Origin of the sequence: Flavihumibacter rivuli (assembly GCF_018595685.2) — a bacterium.
In the GTDB taxonomy this organism is placed as follows: Bacteria; Bacteroidota; Bacteroidia; order Chitinophagales; family Chitinophagaceae; genus Flavihumibacter; species Flavihumibacter rivuli.
Map to the genome: position 1 here is coordinate 193613 of NZ_CP092334.1, position 19646 is coordinate 213258.

The window sequence follows — 19646 nt, forward strand, 5'->3', positions numbered from 1 at the left end:
ATGATGCTTGATTTAAAAACGTCAATTATTTCAAAACCCCTATCATCCAGATAGGGGTTTTGCTTTCAAATGGAACTATTTGCCTGTTTTAGTTGTTCAATATCAATGCCTACGGGTTTCCACTTAGGCGGTTGCCCCAATCGGCTAGGGAAATACTTATTCCCGATTGATTCGGGTCAAAAAGCCCGTTTTTTTTGAAAAAAAAATTCCCAATGCAACCAATGTTTACTCACGAACATCTTATATTTGAATTTTCATAGGATAAGGTTTAATGGTTAATGGTATTTGATTAGTGCATCCCGCCGCCAGGCGGGATTTTTTTTGCCCACCCCCCAACCCTGCCTTGTAGGGTAAGGTATAAAATACAGGAGTATTCAATTTGACCAAATAAAAAGGCTACCGATCGGTAGCCTCTTTTATTTGGTTGATTAAGCCAGATTACATGGCTTCTGCCATATCGGGTATTTCTGCAACCTTATAGGCTCCTGCATCCAGTTTGGCCTTGGTTTCGGTAAAGGCCTTCAGGGTTAATGCAATGTCCTCATCGGTGTGTACAGCGGTTGGGATCAAACGGTAAATGATCTGTCCCTTTGGAATTACCGGGTATACCACTATTGAACAGAAAATATTGTAGTTCTCCCTGAGGTCAAGTACCATGGCGGTTGCTTCAGGTACATCCCCTTTCATGTAGATGGGGGTAACCATTGTATTGGTCTTGCCGAGATCGAATCCCCTTTCGCGCAGGCCATTCTGCAAGGTGTTGGTAACATGCCAGAGGCGTTCTCTCAGTTCGGGCATGGTTTGCAGCATTTCCATCCTTTTCAGCATGCCCTCAACGATGATCATGGGCAGGCTCTTGGCAAATATCTGCGAACGGGTGTTGTAACGAAGGTAGGATAACACATCCTTGGGACCGGCGATAAAGGCGCCGATGCTACCCATCGATTTAACGAAGGTGGAGAAATAGAGGTCAATTCCATCCTGGCATCCCTGTGCTTCGTCTGTGCCGGCTCCGGTTGGACCCATTGCCCCAAATCCATGGGCGTCGTCAATAAGGATTCGGAACTGGTATTTCTTCTTTAAATCAACGATCTCCTTCAATTTGCCCTGGTCGCCACTCATGCCATACACCCCTTCAGTAATCAGCAGGATGCCGCCACCGGTCTTTTCAACCATTTTCTCGGCGCGTTGCAATTGCTTTTCACAGTCTTCTATATCGTTGTGTTTGTACACGTAGCTGTAACCCATATGCATGCGGATGCCATCCACGATACAGGCATGGCACTCAGCATCATACACGATAACGTCCCTGCGGTTAACCAATGCATCGATACAGCTCATGATGCCCTGGTAGCCGAAGTTCAGTAACATGGCGTCTTCTTTCTTCACAAAAGCTGCGAGTACCCTTTCCAGTTGTTCGTGATACACACTGTTGCCACTCATCATACGGGCTCCCATGGGATATCCCATGCCCCATTTGGCGGCGGCTTCAGTATCAGCCTTGCGTACTTCCGGGTGGTTGGCCAGTCCAAGGTAATTGTTAAGGCTCCAAACGATCCTTTCCTTTCCCCTGAAGAACATCCTGCTACCCAGTTCCCCTTCCAGTTTCGGGAAGGCAAAGTAACCGTGCGCACGTTTCATGTGCTGACCAATCGGACCTCCGTCTTTCACCAGCTTTTCGAAAACATCTGCCATATTTTGAAACAATTATTGGTTAAAAATTGCGGCAAAGGTAACCCTTTTGTCTTGATGGACTTGTATCGGGTCCGCTGAAATTTTAATGACATGGTCCTTATGCAAAACCCGGAGGAGTGGGGCAAAACCCTTGGCCAGGGATGGTCTCACTTTAAGGGGGAGTCAATTGGCGGATAAGCTGCATCCCTGATAACCTGATGAATATCATATTAAAATCAAGAAAGGGTAATAAGTAAATCAACCAAACAGGCAGGGCAAGCAATTATATTTGTAAAAAACTATCCGATGATTCGCTCTAGTTTGATATGCTTGCTATTGATAATGGGTGTAGTTGCCCATAGCCAGAAAGCGGGTGAGGTGGCCCGGCCTAAACTAGTTGTAGGCCTTGTGGTAGACCAGATGAGGTGGGACTTCCTGTACCGATACAGTGACCGGTACCTCCCTAATGGAGGCTTCAAGAGGATCCTTGGGCAGGGATTTTCCTGCGAGAATACCATGATCCCCTATGCGCCAACAGTGACCGCCTGCGGGCACACTGCTATTTACACTGGTTCGGTTCCCGGCGTGCATGGCATAACAGGTAATGCCTGGTACGATTCTAACCTTGACAGGGCTGTTTATTGTACCGAAGACCGGACAGTAAAGACGGTAGGAAGTACAACCGCCGCAGGTGAGATGAGCCCAAGGAATATGTTTGTAACCACTGTTGGCGATGAACTCCGCCTTGCCACCAATTTCAGGAGTAAGGTGATCGGTATTGCCATAAAGGATCGAGGCGGTATCCTGCCTGCCGGGCATTCAGCAAACGGAGCATATTGGTACGATAATAAGACCGGTGTTTGGATCACTTCCACTTATTACCGGAACGACCTTCCTGCATGGTTGGATAAGTATAACCAGAAAAAAGAGCCTGACCAGTTTTACAAAGAAGGGTGGAATACACTGTATCCTATTAATACCTATACACAAAGTGCTCCCGATGTGCAGCCCTATGAGGCCAAGCCATTTGGCGCCACCTCCCCCGGGTTCCCTTATGTGTTATCTGGCATGATAGGTAAGAACTACAATGTCATTAATGTAACCCCCTTTGGCAACACCATGACCCTTAATGTGGCCAGGGAGGCCTTGAAGGGCGAAGAATTGGGTAAGGATGAAGTAACCGATTTCCTTGCTGTAAGCCTTTCCAGTCCTGATTATGTTGGCCATAGCTTTGGACCGAATTCCATTGAGATTGAAGATACTTACCTAAGGCTCGATAAGGACCTGGGCGATTTCCTTGATTTCCTCGACCAGAATGTTGGCAAGGGGCAGTACCTTTTCTTCCTTTCTGCTGATCATGGCGTAGCGCATATACCTGGTTTCCTGAAAGCCAATAAGATCCCTGCTGGTACGGTAGATGACGCTGCCATGCTGGAAGAAATGAATGTACAGTTGAAGCAGAAATTTGGTCAAGATGACCTTGTGGTAAGCATGTTTAATTACCAGGTTCACCTGAACCATAGGGTGATGGATAGCCTGAAGATGGATAAGGAGAAGATCAGTAAGGAAGTAGTGCGCTATCTCCAAAAGAAGGAAAGTGTTGCCAGGGCCTTTGAATTGGATGAGTTAATGGAAACCCCCTTGCCTGCGAAGCTTAGGGAAATGCTGGCAAGCGGATATTATCCCTCCAGGAGTGGGGACATCCAGATCATCCTGAAGCCCCAGTATATTGATGGTTGGGATGTTGGTACCACCCACGGTTTGTGGAACCCTTACGACGCCCATATACCTTTGGTGTGGTATGGTTGGGGCATTAAGCCCGGTAAGTCCAATACTGAAGTGTATATGACCGATATCGCCCCAACTATTTCAGCATTATTGCATATCCAGATGCCCAGTGGTTCTGTGGGTAAGCCCATTACCGAGATCACCAATAAATAAGATCAGGGTAAATCAGTAATATACCCGCAGTGGTTAACCACTGCGGGTTTTTTTTGTTTATTGGGTTTGGTAATTGCTAATTTGTCCCATTATTATAAACCGTTCACCAACTGAACCTTACCATGACCAGACTAGTAAAGTTCCTTTTCAAGTTTTCTGCAAAATTCCTGGCCTTTATCCTCCTGCTCTCAGCAAACCTTGGCCTGGCCCAACCATCACCAAATGATGTAATTGCGATTGATTCAGTAGTCAGGATCGGGAAATTACCCAATGGCCTAACCTATTATATCAGGACCAATAAGTGGCCGGAAAAGAAAGTAGAACTAAGGCTTGTCCTAAACGCCGGGTCGATCAATGAAGATCCTGATCAACTTGGACTTGCCCATATGTGTGAGCACATGGCCTTTAATGGCACAAAAAACTTCCGGAAAAATGATATCGTGTCCTATTTACAGGATATTGGTGTGGGATTTGGAAATGACCTGAATGCCTATACCAGTTTTGATGAAACGGTCTATATCCTTCCTATCCCTACAGACAAACCCGGGAACCTGGAGAAAGGCTTCCAGATATTGGAAGATTGGGCGCACCAGGTGAGTTACCTGGATGAGGATATTGAAACCGAAAGGGGAGTGATACTTGAAGAAAGCCGCCTTGGGAAAGGGGCGCAGGATAGGATGTTCAGGAAGATCTACCCAAGGCTTTTTGCAGGGTCAAAGTACGCCGATCGTTTGCCAATTGGGTCAGATAGTATCATCAGGACCTTTAAGCCAGATGTGATCAGGCGGTTTTACCGGGATTGGTATCGGCCAGACTTGATGGCAGTTATCGTAGTAGGTGATATTGAGGAGAATAAGGCGCTTGACCTTATCCGTAAGCATTTCTCTGCTTTGGAGAATCCCCAGGAAGCCCGAACCAGGAGAACAGAAATGATTCCTTCCTATTCAAAACCGGAAGCTATGGTGGTTACCGATAAGGAAGCGACTGGTTTTTCTGTTGTGGTCAATTATCCCATCAAGAATGTTACACCAATCCAAACTTTTGGGGACTACCGTAAGGCATTGGTCAGGCAATTGTATACTTCTATGTTGAACCAGAGGTTGCAGGAACTGACCCAATTACCCGAGCCTCCATTTGTTGGTGCTGGGGCCAGTTTTGGTGGTTTCGTCCGTGACCATGAGAATTTCCGGGCATTTGTTTCAGTGGGTTCTGGTGATGTGCGTAAGGGACTAACCGCTTTAATGAATGAATTGGAAAGGGCTAATCGTTTTGGCTTTACACTATCAGAATTGGAAAGGAGTAAAAAGTCGATCCTGAATAGCTTGGAACGCAATTTCAACAACAGGGACAAAACAGAATCTGAAGATTTCGCTGATGAATATGCCGGTAATTTCCTTACTAAGGAACCCATTCCGGGTATTGCCAGGGAGTTCGAATACACCAGGACGGTATTGCCTGGTATTACGCTGGAAGAAGTGAATGAAGTGTCCAATGAAATCAGGAATGAGGAGAACAGGTTTGTATATGCAACCGGTCCTGAGTTGGGACCAGGAAGCCAGTTGGTGAAGAATGATGAGTTGCTGGCAACAATGAAAGCCAGCAAACTTGCCCAGCTAACTCCATACCAGGAAAAAGAAGTTGTATCGACACTTTTAGCTGAGCCACCCAAACCAGGTAAAATAGTTAGCCGAAGTGTTGACAAAGCCATGGGAACCACTACTGTGGTATTGAGTAATGGTGTTAAAGTAACCTTGAAATCAACGGATTTTAAGAATGACCAGGTATTGTTATCAGCAACCCGTCCCGGAGGGAAGAATGGCTACAGCCTTGCTGATAAGTACAATGCGGAGTATGCGATACCGGTTGTTACCTCAATGGGCGTTGGAAAATTCACACCTGTTGAATTGCGAAAAGTCTTGTCTGGTAAATCCGTATCTGTGTCTCCATCCATAGGTGATATCACTGATGGGTTCCGCGGCAACTCGGGAAAGAAGGATATTGAAACCTTACTGCAGTTGGTTTACCTATATGTTACCTCACCAAGAAAGGATACTGGCTTGTTTAGTTCCTTCATCCAACGCAGCAAACAACAGTATGCGGCGATTGGCGCCAATCCACAGACGGCTTTTGTGGATACCCTTTTCCGCGTTCTGTATAATGATAATCCTTTAGCGCCGATAGCAGTTCCAAAGCCATCCTATTTTGAGCAGTTGAACCTCGACAGGTGTCTTGCCATCTATAAAGAACATATTGGGGATGCTTCAGGTATGCATTTTGTTTTGGTAGGAAGTTTACAGTTTGATTCAATTATGCCAATGCTGGAGACTTACCTGGGAAGTTTACCAGTCAGCAAGCAGAAGTTCATGTGGAAGGATAATAAAGTGCGCCCTGTTACAGGAAAGAAAATGCTAACGGTCAATAAAGGCAAGGAGAAAAAGAGCCTGATCCTTGGGTTCTTCAATGGCGAGGTGGCTTATAAGGAGGACCTGGAGTTGAAAGCAGCTGCCATAAGTGAGATATTGAACATCAGAATCATTGAGGAATTGCGTGAGAAGATTCAGGGGATATATGGTGGCGGCATGTTCAGTAGTGTTGATAGATATCCCTATGGTAATTACTCATTCGTTTTGCAGTTGCCTTGTGGTCCGGAAAAGGTGGATACCTTATTGGCGGCTGCCCGTCATGAAATAGACCTATTGAAGGTAACTGGCCCCGGGGAAGAATATTTGAATAAGGTGAAGAAACAGTGGTTGGAGAAGTACAGGACAGGTATAAAGGAAAACCAGACCTGGCTGAACCAGATCACAGAGCAGATAGCAGTAGGGAGTTCACCTGCGAGATTCCTGGATTATGAAAAATATGTCAATGCACTAACAGTGCAGGATATCAAAACTGCGGCACAGTTATTCTTCAATGGGAAGAATGAGTTCATTGCAGTGTTGATGCCGGAGAAGGAATAACGATTTTACGTTTGTCGATTCCATTATGCATGATGCTAATCGGGCTATTGTCAAGGCAAGGGGATGCGGTTAGGATAAGGGGAAAACGCTGCTGCAACCGGTCGAAACAAGAAGCGTTATGAATGGGCGATTTTGTCAAACATTCATGTCAAAGCCTGGCCTGATAAAGTTCATGGCTTCAGGGAATTCATCCAGTATGAATGCTTTTACTTTTGAAAGATTGGTAAGGAAGAGGAGGATATTATCTTCTTCTTCCGGCCATTCTGAGTAAAGGGAAAGGAGGGAAGTGATACAATCATCTATCCCAAGCAATGCTACTTTGGCTGAACCATCAGCGTCACGTTGACAAATCATATGTAGCTCGCCGGTTTCATTCATGGCTTCTTCCAATGCTGATACCGCCCGATTTGTTTTTGCAGGGATAAGGTATGAATACCATTCAAGAATTTCCAGTGCCTCGATTTGTTTTGGTTGATATGGAGGAAGAGAGAGGCTGTCTGTGTTACAATAATTACTGCGATGGCTAGGGGTTGTTCCACCATAAGGGGGCTTTTTTTTGTTCTGCCACCTCCAGATATCATTCATGGCCTGTTCACATTCATAGATCATTTTTTTATGGACCCTGCTCTTAAAGTTGTTGAATTCATCTAAGCAGTAATCGTTATCTGGTGTGTAGTCTTCGTTCATAAAAGGCCTGCCAAACGGTTCTCTTTCATCCATTAGATCGATAAAATGTTGAAGCAGGTTATTCGTTGCCTGCATCCATTCAATGGGGACACTTGCGAAGGAGTCGGGAAACGAAGGGCTTTTGGGGTTGAATGCCGAGCACCTGGAAGTAAATTTGCATTCTTTACAGCGCCTGTTACAATAGTTGAATATTCCTGGTATGATTTCCACTCCCTTTTTCATGGTCCCAAATTAGGGATTGGCAATAGGGTTGTGGAGGGGTGTTTTAACCTGAAATGGAAATGAAAACGGCCTGCAATGGCAGGCCGTATGTATGTGTAACAATGAGTAATCAGGCAACGGTAATACTGTTATCCAGATAGACATCCTGGATGATATTGAGCATTTCCACGCCTTCCTTGAAAGGCCTTTGGAACGCTTTCCTTCCCAGGATTAGGCCCATGCCACCAGCGCGCTTGTTGATCACGGCAGTTTCTACGGCTTCTGCCATATCGCTGGCTCCTTTGCTTTCCCCCCCACTATTGATCAGTCCGACTTTGCCCATATAGCAATTGGCCAACTGGTACCTGCAAAGATCGATCGGGTGGTCCGTGGTCAATTTCTCATAAACCAGTTTGCTGGTCTTGCCATGTTTGGTGGCCAGGTAGCCTCCGTTATTGGTAGGAAGTTTTTGTTTGATGATATCGGCCTGTAAGGTCACTCCAAGGTGATTGGCCTGACCGGTAAGGTCTGCGGAAGTGTGGTAATCCACTCCATCAACCTTGAAGGCATTATTACGGGTATAGCACCAGAGGATGGTAGCCATTCCCAGTTCATGGGCATATTCGAATGCCTCTGCCACTTCTTTCAACTGACGGGTACTTTCTGCACTTCCCCAATAAATAGTGGCACCTACAGCCACGGCACCCATATTCCAGGCGCTTTTTACTGTACCAAACATGGTTTGGTCGAAGCGGTTAGGATAGCTTAGGAATTCATTGTGGTTGATCTTAACAATGAAGGGGATCCGGTGGGCGTATTTACGGCTCATCAATCCCAGCACCCCATAGGTAGAAGCCACGCCACTGCAGCCACCTTCTATAGCAAGTTTGATGATGTTCTCCGGGTCGAAGTACATTGGGTTGGGGGCAAACGCTGATCCACCGCTGTGTTCGATTCCCTGGTCAACCGGGAAGATGGAGCAGTAACCTGTATTGGCCAGACGTCCATGGCCTAATAACTGCTGCATGCTCCTGAGTACCTGGTTGTTGCGGTTGCTGTTTACCCAGACTTCTTCAACATGCGAGGGGGAAGGTAGTGTGAATTGGGACTTGTCCAATGTTTGGCATTGGTGGCTGAGCAGGTATTCGGCCCTTTCGCCTAATAGCTCAACGATCTTTTTTTCTGGCATAATGGTTCTTTTTGCAATCGTTTTGAGAAGCGAAAATAATCGAAGGCCGGTAAGGCAGGAAGTAGTTGTGTACAGTTAACGCAATGGAATAGGGTGAAAATACATGCCTTCAGACCGTGTTTTAACGGGGTAAGGTCGGAGACGGGTCGGAGCCGGGTCGGAGTCGGGTCGGAGACGGGTCGGAGTCGGGTCGGAAAAGAAATGAAAAAGGGACCCTTTAATGAGGGTCCCTTTATGAATGGATGAGAGTATCTTAGGCATTCCTGTTGATGCAGTTCAGGTCGGTGAAGGCTTCTTCCAGGCGCTTCACGAAGCTGTCCTGGCCTTTCCTCAACCATACGCGTGGGTCATAGTATTTCTTGTTGGGCTTATCTGCTCCTTCGGGGTTGCCGAGTTGGCCTTGCAGGTAGGCTTCATGCTTTTGATAATAACCCAGTACCCCTTCCCAGAAGGCCCATTGCAGGTCGGTGTCAATATTCATTTTGATCACACCATAACCGATGGCCTCGCGGATCTGCTCTTTAGGGGAGCCGCTTCCACCATGGAATACAAAGTATACTGGCTTTTCACCGGTCTTATATTGTTCCTGGATGAATACCTGGCTATTGTGCAGGATCTCTGGACGCAATTCTACATTACCAGGGCTGTACACACCGTGTACGTTACCGAAGGCTGCCGCTACGGTGAACAGGTTGCCCACTTTACCAAGCTCTTCGTAGGCATAGGCAACGTGTTGGGGTTGCGTGTAAAGCTTATCGTTTTCTACGCCGCTATTGTCAACACCATCTTCTTCACCACCGGTAACACCGAGTTCGATCTCGATACCCATACCAAGTGGTTGCATCCTTTTGAAGAATGCTACAGAAGTCTGGATATTTTCTTCCAGGGATTCTTCAGACAGGTCGAGCATGTGTGAACTGAACAGGGGGCGTCCTTTTTCCTTATGGAATTCCTGGCCGGCATCGATCAGTGCGCTGATCCAGGGCAACCATTTGTGGGCTGCGTGGTCAGTATGCAGTACCACGGGTACACCATAGTATTTGGCTACGTTATGGATATGCAGTGCGCCTGAGATGGCACCGGCAATATTTGCCTGGAGGTTATCGTTGGGCATTCCCTTACCTGCAATGAACTGGGCGCCTCCATTAGAGAACTGCACAATTACAGGTGAGTTAACCTTTGCTGCTGTTTCAAGGGTCGCGTTAATGGAGTCTGTGCCGATGGTGTTCACGGCTGGCAATGCAAATTGGTTGGCTTTGGCGTCCTTATATAGGGCTTCTAATTCTTCGCCGAATAATACGCCGGCGCTGTACTTTTTCATCTGGTTTTTTTTGGTTTCCTGAAATAATACAGGCAATGGCAATCGTTAATTGAGTCGCTAATATACCATTCCTGCCGTTAACGGGGGGTGTTTTTTTTAATAACAGTTGTTAGTCTTCGAAGCGGCTTTGTAAGCGCGGAATCAATAGCAGGTTCTTCCTCAGGCAGACCTTCAGGTGTTGCTTGACCAATTGTCCCATGGAATGACACCTCAATAACCCGGGATTCTTTAGGTGGTAATCGCTTAGTTCCTTGCTCAACTGGCCGATCTTTTCCGGAGTGGAAATATTATCCTTGCCCATGATATCAAGCAATTCCTTCATGCGGTAACGTGCGGAGGCGAGCCTGAATGCCATCATGGTCCTTTCTTCAGTTTGGTACTGTTCGATGGAATCCTTGTTCAGGTATTCGAGTGTCAGGGCGACCAATGGGTAGTTCTCTTTGAAGAATTGTGGAAGGTAGAGGTTCTTCCTTCCTTCATAGGACTGTTGGTCAAAATCGATGGCCCTGATGCGGTATTGAAAATCTTCGATATCGGGTGTGATGTCCACCACGAAGTTGTAACTGCGCATATCGCCCAGCAGCCTGACAAAACACCTTTCATTGAACTTCACAAATTCCTTTGCCAGCCTGATCCTGTTGGTCTCCTTATCCTGCAGGTAGGTCTTGATAAATATGTCGCCTGGGATACCTGGTATATGCTCTTCAACCAATGTTTGCTGATGCGTGAGGAAAGTAATCCTGTTGGGGGAAAGGATATGTTCCAGTTCCAGTCCATACACCCTTGAGGCATCTGCGATCTTGATATAATAGTGGTCGTAGTTGTCGTTGAATTTATTGACGATCCTGATACGGAACGGCTGGGAGTTCCCGAAGGCGCAATAATCTATCCTCGCAACATCAAGATGTTTGGTGAAGGTGAGGTCTCCTTCTGTTTTCAGGATCGCGTAGATCTTCACCAGGCCTTCACGGATGAACTCCCATTCCTTCAGGTCGTATACAACAGTTTCCCAAAGGCTATCTTTTCCATCCTTATCCTTGAGTGGAACGGAGTAGGTAAAACGTTGCAGGTCGCGATAGGCAACCGGTAGCTTTACTTCCCGGCCATGATGCTTCAGGTAGGCGCGCAGGCGATCGTTGACCGGAAACATCGGTTTCTTGCGGGAGGGCTTATCGAACTCCCCCTTTTCGGATGCGTTATGATGGGATGCGAATGACAAGGAAATGAATTGTCCTACAATTTAAGGCAAATGGATTTATGGGAGACTGTTGAGCAGTTTCTTGAAATAGGAGGGCGCCCACTGCAGCCTGCTGCCATACCAACTGAAATATTCCCCATTAACCAGGAGGATGGTTGTTCCGGGCAATTGTTCCTGCAATTCCAGTATATGTTTTTCAGCAAATGGATAGGGCTCCGATGAGAGCAGTAGTAGTTCGCAACCCAGTTCCCTGATTTCTCCCACCGTGGTGACGGGGTATCGCTGCCTTGATCCGAAAATGTTGTTGAAGCCGCATTTTTCCATCATCGAATGGATGAAGGTATCGGACCCTGCCGTCATATATGGGTCTTTCCAGATCAGGTAAGTAGTCCTTGGTTTGTTCTTGATCGGCTCCAATCCAAGGAAACCTTCTTGTATAACCGAAACCAGGCTTTCAGCAGGGGCTGTCCTGCCGGTGATTTCCCCTATTCCCAGGATCATCTCCAGGGCTGATGCCAGGTCATTCACATCGCTTATCCAAACGGGATAATGCGCGGCAAGGCTCTCGATCTGTTCTTTTTGGTTTTCTTCCTTATTGGCAATGATAAGGTTGGGTTGTAGTTGGTGGATCCTTTCCGGCCGAATATCCTTGGTGCCGCCGATCCTTGTTTTGGTTCGGAACCAATCGTCCGGGTGGATGCAAAAACGGGTAATGCCTACCGTTTCCTTTTCCAGTCCAAGGTGAAAAAGAAGTTCGGTTTGTGAAGGGACAAGCGAAATGATCCTTTTAGGGAGATCACCCAACAGGACGATCCTGCCCATCTGATCAATACATTCAGGCATTCAGGAAATTTGCTGCAAAATAAAGGGAATAGGTAGAAATGAAAGAAGGAGGACCACTTTGTACCCCCTGCCTTACATGAAGTAGGGCAGGAGGATACCGGACTCAATCACTGGAATTCCCAGGGGTTGGATTGTTAAGTGGTTTTCAGGATTTGGCGGTTTTTCATTGTGGATTTGGAATCCCCAGGAAGCCCGGTCTAAACTTTTTTTGGACGGTTAGGAAACTGGACATGGTTTGGACGGTTTGGACTCGGGCTCATGGTAATGAATAATGGTTTCAGAGGTTGATCAAGCTAAAAGCTTTTTCGGTTCGGGTTCAAAGAACTTGCCTCATCCACTCATCACACCGGCTTTTCAAAGGATTTGGTGCTGATTTCGGTTTAGGACTTTCATTGGATCATTGGACAAAAAAAGGAAGTTGATTGATATTGGATTTTTCCTTTGGTTCTTTCGCAGGAATTGGATCTTGGATTTGGATTTTGGATTTTGCGAAACTGGTTCTTCGGATATTGGATACGATTGAATTATCAATCAACTTCTGATACAAAAGTAGGTCGCTTGCATATTGCGTACAATAGCGCATTTGCTCAATTTTAACACTTCAGTATTTACTGCAGGAATCGTATCCTTTCAGTGGACTTACGGGTAGGATTACGCGCAATAGAATCGTAAAAATACTAATCCCGGTAATTGGGTAAAAGGAAAGGGTGCGGCAGAAACCGCACCCCTGTTGAATTATGATGATTTTTGCTATTATTTGCCCATTGCCTGCAGTACATCATACTTGGTCACAATGTGGAAATTCCCGGCCTCATCCCTGCTTAAAACTGCACCATTTTCCTTGTTGATGAGTGTGCTCAGTTTCTCCACTGGAGTCTGGAAGTCAACGATCGGGAACGGTGATTCCAATACAGTGCCCACTTTAGCGTGCTTGATATCAGGGTTGGTAAAGACCTTCTGGAACAATCCGCCCTCGCTGATGGAGCCAATTGCCTTGTCGCCTTCCATAACCGGTATGTGTTCGATATCATACTTCTTCATCAGTTCAACTGCCTCACTAACGGTATGGTTGGCATCAACGGTGATCAGGCGCTGGCGGCTGCCACGTCCATTGACAATATCCTTAAAGGTCTTGACATCCAGGAAGCCCCTTTCCAGCATCCACTGGTCGTTATAGATCTTGGCAACATAGCGGCTTCCGTGGTCGTGGAAGATCAATACCACCACATCATCAGGCTTCAACCTGTCCTTAAGCTGCATCAGGCCCTGCAAACAGCTTCCTGCGCTATAACCGCAGAACAGGCCTTCTTCTTTGGCCAATCTCCTGGCCATCACAGCGCCATCCTTATCGGTCACCTGCTCAAAGTGGTCGATAACACTCATGTCATAGTTCTGTGGTACAAAGTCTTCCCCGAATCCTTCAGATATGTAGGGATGCACTTCATTCATATCGATCTCGCCAGTCTTGAAATACTTGGTCAGCAGGGAGCCATAGACGTCAATGGCCCAAACCTGGATAGCCGGGTTTTTCTCTTTCAGGTACATGGCAGTTCCTGTTACGGTTCCCCCGGTACCGGCTGTGCAGATCAGGTGGGTGATCTTTCCGTCAGTCTGGCGCCAGATCTCTGGTCCGGTGGTTTCATAATGGGCGAGCCTGTTGGCGGGGTTATCGTACTGGTTAAAATGGTAGGAGTTCGGGATCTCACGGGCCAATCTTTGGGCTACTGAATAATAGGAGCGTGGATCGTCCGGCTCAACATTGGTGGGGCAAACGATCACTTCGGCGCCAACGGCCTTCAGGATATCCATCTTCTCCCTACTCTGCTTGTCGGTAGTGGTGAAAATACATTTATACCCTTTTACCACCGCCGCCAGGGCCAGTCCCATGCCTGTGTTCCCACTGGTACATTCAATGATGGTGCCACCCGGCTTTAGCTTCCCTTCTTTCTCGGCCACTTCCACCATTTTCAAGGCCATGCGGTCCTTGATGGAGTTGCCGGGGTTAAAATAATCCACCTTGGCCAGGATGGTTCCCGGCAGGTCCCTGGTAATTTTGTTCAAACGGATCAACGGCGTATTGCCGATGGTTTCCAGTATATTGTTCTTGATATCCATAGCAAGCTTAAATTAAAACGGTGCAAAGGTAAGCTTTTGAGCATGCAGCGTATGAAAGTGTATTTTATTCCCGGCCTGGGGGCCGACAAAAGGGTTTTCCACCATATCCGGCTGCCTGAGCCCCTGGAGATCGTTCACCTTGAATGGCTGAAGCCTGCAAAGGGAGAGCCACTGGTGCAGTATGCCCACAGAATGGCTGAGCAGATCAACACTGACGAACCTTTCTCCCTCGTGGGCCTGTCTTTTGGGGGGATGCTGGCCACAGAGATCTCTTTGGTGAAAACTCCCCGCCATACAGTACTGATCTCCAGTATTGCCCATCCTTCACAATTGCCGGTCTATTATAAAATAACCCGGCCTTTGCAGCTGCATAGGGTGATCCCAATGGCTCTGTTTAAAAAGGCCTCCCTGGCCAAACGCCTCTTCACTACAGAAACGGCGGAGGATAAGGCCCTGCTCCGACGGATCATTGATGAGAGTGATACGGATTTCCTCCGCTGGGCTTTGGGGGCTATCCTTGAATGGCGGCAAGAGGGTAATCCCGGGGCACTGTTCCATATCCATGGCACGGCTGACCGGTTATTGCCTTTTTCGAAGGTCAGGCCCACCCATACCATCAAAGGCGCCGGCCACCTGATGGTCATGAATCGTGCCGACGAAGTGAACAATATTCTTATCGAGATATTGACCAGTTAAGGAAGGTTATTTGTATTGATAGTTAGTACTGATATCTTGATTTTGCCCGAATGCCTGGCTTGAGCAAGACGGGTTAGGCTATTTTTTATCAGAACGTTCTGGTGCTTTTTGGTGTTGATAAATCGCGTTCCTTAACCTGGCCATCAATTCCCTATTCTCCCCTACATTTGCCGTCCTGAAAAATGAGCATATGGAACCGAAGTATATACAAGTAATTGCCCAGAAACTGTCCCTGACACTCAAGCAGGTGAACAATGTTTATGACCTGCAGGCAGAAGGCGCTACAGTGCCTTTCATGGCCCGATACAGGAAGGAGGCTACCGGCAACCTTGATGAGGTGGCCATCAACTCCATCGTTGAAGAGGTAAAGTATTTCACCGAACTGGATAAAAGGAAGGATACGGTATTGAAGACGATCGATGCAGCCGGGAAACTTACCCCGGAATTGAGGTCGAGGATCGAAAACTGTATTGATGCCACTGAACTGGAAGATATTTACCTGCCCTATAAACCCAAGCGCAAGACCCGCGCTACGCAAGCCATTGAAAAGGGACTTGAGCCGCTGGCCAAAATGCTCTTTGAGCAGGGAAGTATTGATCCTGCCTCGGAAGCCAATGCCTTCATCAACGAGCAGGTGAAGGATGTGAAAGAAGCCTTGCAAGGCGCAAGGGATATCATTGCTGAATGGGTGGCCGAGAACGAACAGGCCAGGAATAGTGTGCGCAAGCAATTCCAGGAATCTGCCGTGCTGGTGTCAAGGGTATTGAGCTCCAAGAAGGAGGAGGAAGAAGCCCAGAAATACCGCGACTATTTCGAATTCAGTGAGCCCTTGTCCAAATGTCCTTCCCACCGCATACTGGCCATCAGGCGTGGTGAGAAGGAAGGCTACCTCATCATGGATATCAATATTGAAAAACAGGAAGGGATCGATTCCCTTGAACGCATTTTCGTAAAGAACGGTTCTGAAGCTGCAAAGGAAGTAAAGACCGCGGTTGCGGATAGCTTTGATCGTCTGTTGAAGCCTTCCATTGAGAATGAATTCCGCATGAGCAGCAAGACCCTTGCTGATGAGGAAGCGATCCAGGTTTTTGCAGAGAACCTGAGGCAGTTGCTGCTGGCATCTCCATTAGGTTCAAAGAAGGTGTTGGCGCTTGATCCCGGTTACAGGACGGGTTGTAAGTTGGTTTGCCTCGATGCACAAGGTAACCTGGTTCATAATACAGCCATCTATCCGCATCCGCCACAGAACGAATGGCAGCAAAGTGTTTCGACCATCCGGCAGTTGGTGGAGAAGTATGGTATTGAGGCGATAGGTGTAGGGAATGGTACTGCTGGCCGCGAAACGGAGCAATTGGTTCGGAGCATTGATTTTGGAAGGCCGGTGAGCATTTTCCAGGTCAATGAGAGCGGCGCTTCTATCTATTCCGCGTCAGATGTGGCAAGGGAAGAATTCCCTGATCATGACGTAACTGTTCGTGGTGCGGTAAGCATAGGCCGAAGGTTATTGGATCCGCTGAGTGAGCTGGTGAAGATCGATCCCAAATCAATTGGTGTAGGTCAATACCAGCATGATGTGAACCAGAGCAGGTTAAAGGAAAGCCTGGACAAGGTAGTGGAGAGTTGTGTGAACCATGTTGGTGTAGACCTGAATACGGCCAGTAAGCATTTGCTGATGTATGTATCCGGGCTCAGTACAACCCTTGCAAAGAATATTGTGGAGTACAGGGCAAAGAACGGGGCATTCCAGAGCAGGGAAGAACTGAAGAAGGTCAGCCTGATGGGGCCAAAGACATTTGAGCAGTGTGCAGGGTTCCTGCGTATCAGGGATGCTGCTAATCCGCTTGATAACAGTGCCGTTCACCCGGAAAGCTACCATGTGGTGGAAGCGATGGCCAGGGACCTGGGTTGTTCTGTAGCAGACCTCATCAGGAATACAGAGAAGCGGAAGCAGATCAACAGGAAACAATATATCTCAGAAAAGATCGGTGAGTTCACTATTGAGGATATTCTCAAGGAACTCGAAAAGCCCGGTCGTGATCCCCGCGCGCAAATTGAGGAGTTCCGATTTGACGATACCATCAAAAGCATTGAGGATGTAAAAGTGGGCATGGTGGTGCCGGGTATCGTGACCAATATTACCAAGTTTGGTGTATTTGTGGACATAGGTGTAAAGCAGGATGGACTGGTGCATATTTCCCAGTTGAGCAATACCTATGTTAGTGATCCTTCAGAAGTGGTGAAGTTGCAGCAGAGAGTTACCGTGACAGTAACCGAGGTGGATGTGGCGAGGAAAAGGATCGGCCTGTCTATGAAGGACCATAGCAAGGCAGCCCCAAAAGCATCTTCCAAACCGAATGATAAGGGAAAAAAGCCGGCACCTGCCGCTGCCAATAATCCTTTCCAATCAAAACTGATGGAATTGAAGAAGAAGTTCAATGACTAAACAGAAGACCGGCTTCGCCGGTCTTTTTTATTGTTACTTTTAATGTAGAATAGAAAATTATGTCACACCTGCTTTTTCATGATGGCCAGTTCTACAGGGATGATAAGGTGTTGGCAGGAGCCAACAGCAGGGCGCTCCGCTATGGTGATGGTTTGTTTGAGACCATGAAAGTGAACAGGGAGAAGGTACAGCTAGGTGAATGGCATATGGAGCGATTGTTTCATGGGCTGCGCCTGCTGCATTTTGACTTGCCCCATTATTTTACTCCCCAATACCTGTTGGAAAAGATGGTGCAATTGGCCCATCGCAATGGCCATGGCCGGTTAGCGCGGATACGATTGATGGTGTTCAGGGGAAACGGCGGCTTGTATGACCCCGAAAACCATTACCCCCACCATGTGATCCAGACCTGGACCTTGCCTGATGCCAACCATCAATGGAATGAGAATGGACTGGTAGTAGGAGTACATGAGCAGGCCCGGAAGGCTATTGACGTGTTGGCGAACTGCAAAACCAATAACTACCTTACATATATCCTGGGCGCACTGGAAGCGAAGAAACAGAAGTGGAATGACGCATTGATGCTGAACACCAACGGTAATATCTGCGATGCTACAATCGCCAATGTGTTCCTGGTGAAAGGGGATAGGCTATTTACTCCAGCATTGGGGGAAGGACCTGTTGCGGGAGTGATCAGGCGCTACCTCATCGAGACCCTTTCCTCCAAAGGGATTGAAGTAGAAGAGTCCTCTGTTTCACAAGCGTTGCTGCTGGAAGCTGATGAGGTCTTCCTGACGAATACCAGCTATGGCATGCGTTGGGTGCAGCGGATCGGGGAGAAGACCTATACGGGTACCAGGTCCCGGGAGCTATACCGGGAAATCATTGCGCCATTGTTTGGCCCCTGATGCCAGGTACCATTGACTTTTTTTCTTCTTAATTACGGACTCTATTCCTTCACTCCTTTTGTCTTCATTGCGAAGAACCGGAAGCCATGATGGGGAGGAGTTACCTTTCCCTGAACATATTCATCAATCAGTTGTTTTCTTCCCAAACTCCATTACATGCACAGTAGCCCGGTTGCGATCATGTGGTTCAGAAGGGATTTGCGATTGAAAGATAACGCAGCGCTTTACCATGCCCTTACAAGTGGACTGCCTGTTGTTCCCGTTTTCATCTTCGACCGGAACATCCTGGATGACCTGGAAGATAAGTCGGACCGCAGGGTGGAGTTCATCCATGCGGCATTGATGGAAATGCAGGATGAGTTATTGAAGATTGGTTCCACCATGGATGTTCGCTACGGCTTTCCAAAGGAGGTGTACGCACAACTCCTGAAGGAGTACAAGGTGCAAAAAGTATATACCAATCATGACTACGAACCCTATGCACAGGAACGCGATGCGGAAGTAGCGGCAATAATAGAAGGCAATGGGGGAAGCTTCCATCATTTCAAGGACCAGGTAATATTTGAGAAGGGTGAGGTGGTAAAGGATGACGGTAAGCCCTACACGGTTTTTACGCCTTACAGCAGGAGATGGAAGGCGACCCTTAATGAATTCTACCTGAAGTCCTATCCAACGGAAAAATATTTCGGTGCATTCCTGAAGCAGGTGCCGAGGGCATTGCCCTCACTGGATTCCCTGGGATTCCAGGAGGTGGCGAAACCTTTCCCCTCCAGGGAATTGGATGAAGAGTTGGTCAGGAAGTACAGCGACCAACGGGATATCCCATCTATCCAGGGAACCTCCCGGTTGGGTGTGCATTTGCGGTTTGGGACCATCAGTATCAGGGAGCTGGCCAGAAGGGCAGGGGCATTGAATGAGACCTTCCTGAATGAATTGATCTGGCGGGATTTTTACCACATGATCCTGGCGAATTTCCCGCAGGTGGGGAAGGGAATGGCATTCAAGCCGGAGTATGACCAGATCAAATGGCGCAATGATGAAGGGGAGTTCAGGCGCTGGTGTGAGGGAACTACAGGATACCCGATCGTTGATGCCGGGATGAGGGAATTGAATGCCACCGGGTTCATGCATAACCGCGTAAGGATGATCGTGGCTTCCTTCCTTACCAAGCACCTCCTGATCGATTGGCGCTGGGGAGAAGCCTATTTCGCGAAGAAACTCCTGGATTTTGATTTTGCCGCAAACAATGGTGGCTGGCAGTGGGCCGCGGGTAGTGGTTGCGATGCCGCCCCTTACTTCAGGGTATTCAATCCCTATTTGCAAACACAGAAGTTCGACCCCAAACTACAGTATATCCGTCAATGGGTGCCGGAGTTTGAAGGATTCGGTTATCCGAAGCCGATAGTTGAGCATGATTTCGCCAGGAAGCGTTGCCTGGAAGTGTATAGCGCCACCCTTAAGCGCTGAAGG

At 47.6% G+C, this 19646-nt stretch carries 13 protein-coding genes; 6 read left to right on the forward strand and 7 right to left on the reverse strand.

What is annotated here, in order from left to right; translation table 11 throughout:
• Nucleotides 1-438 precede the first annotated feature (438 nt).
• Nucleotides 439-1695, reverse strand: coding sequence for an aminotransferase class I/II-fold pyridoxal phosphate-dependent enzyme (locus KJS94_RS00845; protein ID WP_214446866.1), 1257 nt, complete (start codon nucleotides 1693-1695; stop codon nucleotides 439-441).
• 285 nt (nucleotides 1696-1980) lie between these two features.
• Here KJS94_RS00845 and pafA point away from each other — a divergent pair, with 285 nt between their 5' ends.
• Together pafA and KJS94_RS00855 are read left to right on the forward strand one after the other, a co-directional pair.
• Nucleotides 1981-3615, forward strand: a complete 1635-nt coding sequence (pafA, locus tag KJS94_RS00850) for an alkaline phosphatase PafA (protein ID WP_214446867.1) — start codon at nucleotides 1981-1983, stop codon at nucleotides 3613-3615.
• A gap of 122 nt (nucleotides 3616-3737) precedes the next feature.
• Entirely contained in the window at nucleotides 3738-6575 is a 2838-nt protein-coding gene (locus tag KJS94_RS00855) for a M16 family metallopeptidase (protein WP_214446868.1), read from the forward strand.
• A 135-nt stretch (nucleotides 6576-6710) separates the two neighbouring features.
• On the opposite strand, the gene KJS94_RS00860 is transcribed toward KJS94_RS00855, so the two are convergent.
• The 6 genes from KJS94_RS00860 to KJS94_RS00885 form a co-directional block, all read right to left on the reverse strand.
• Nucleotides 6711-7484, reverse strand: a complete 774-nt coding sequence (locus KJS94_RS00860; protein ID WP_214446869.1) for a hypothetical protein — start codon at nucleotides 7482-7484, stop codon at nucleotides 6711-6713.
• Nucleotides 7485-7593: 109 nt separating this feature from the next.
• Nucleotides 7594-8652 carry a class I fructose-bisphosphate aldolase gene (locus tag KJS94_RS00865; RefSeq protein ID WP_214446870.1) on the reverse strand — a complete coding sequence of 353 codons (1059 nt, stop codon included), beginning with the start codon at nucleotides 8650-8652 and terminating at the stop codon, nucleotides 7594-7596.
• Between the two features lie 253 nt (nucleotides 8653-8905).
• Entirely contained in the window at nucleotides 8906-9973 is a 1068-nt protein-coding gene (fbaA, locus tag KJS94_RS00870) for a class II fructose-bisphosphate aldolase (protein WP_214446871.1), read from the reverse strand.
• Between the two features lie 109 nt (nucleotides 9974-10082).
• The gene (locus KJS94_RS00875) at nucleotides 10083-11192 is read right to left on the reverse strand and encodes a hypothetical protein (RefSeq protein WP_214446872.1); all 1110 of its coding nucleotides are present in this window, start codon (nucleotides 11190-11192) and stop codon (nucleotides 10083-10085) included.
• A gap of 36 nt (nucleotides 11193-11228) precedes the next feature.
• The gene (locus tag KJS94_RS00880; protein WP_214446873.1) at nucleotides 11229-12014 is read right to left on the reverse strand and encodes an ABC transporter substrate-binding protein; all 786 of its coding nucleotides are present in this window, start codon (nucleotides 12012-12014) and stop codon (nucleotides 11229-11231) included.
• Between the two features lie 753 nt (nucleotides 12015-12767).
• Complete coding sequence (locus tag KJS94_RS00885) at nucleotides 12768-14129, reverse strand: pyridoxal-phosphate dependent enzyme (protein ID WP_214446874.1); 1362 nt, start codon at nucleotides 14127-14129, stop codon at nucleotides 12768-12770.
• A gap of 42 nt (nucleotides 14130-14171) precedes the next feature.
• Between KJS94_RS00885 and KJS94_RS00890 the strand changes: the two genes are divergently transcribed.
• The 4 genes from KJS94_RS00890 (at nucleotide 14172) to KJS94_RS00905 (ending at nucleotide 19643) form a co-directional block, all read left to right on the forward strand.
• Nucleotides 14172-14825 carry an alpha/beta fold hydrolase gene (locus KJS94_RS00890; RefSeq protein WP_214446875.1) on the forward strand — a complete coding sequence of 218 codons (654 nt, stop codon included), beginning with the start codon at nucleotides 14172-14174 and terminating at the stop codon, nucleotides 14823-14825.
• A gap of 190 nt (nucleotides 14826-15015) precedes the next feature.
• On the forward strand, nucleotides 15016-17268 hold the full coding sequence (locus KJS94_RS00895; protein ID WP_214446876.1) for a Tex family protein: 2253 nt from the start codon (nucleotides 15016-15018) through the stop codon (nucleotides 17266-17268).
• Nucleotides 17269-17327: 59 nt separating this feature from the next.
• Entirely contained in the window at nucleotides 17328-18176 is an 849-nt protein-coding gene (locus KJS94_RS00900; protein ID WP_214446877.1) for an aminotransferase class IV, read from the forward strand.
• 156 nt (nucleotides 18177-18332) lie between these two features.
• Nucleotides 18333-19643 carry a cryptochrome/photolyase family protein gene (locus KJS94_RS00905; protein ID WP_214446878.1) on the forward strand — a complete coding sequence of 437 codons (1311 nt, stop codon included), beginning with the start codon at nucleotides 18333-18335 and terminating at the stop codon, nucleotides 19641-19643.
• Nucleotides 19644-19646 lie beyond the last annotated feature (3 nt).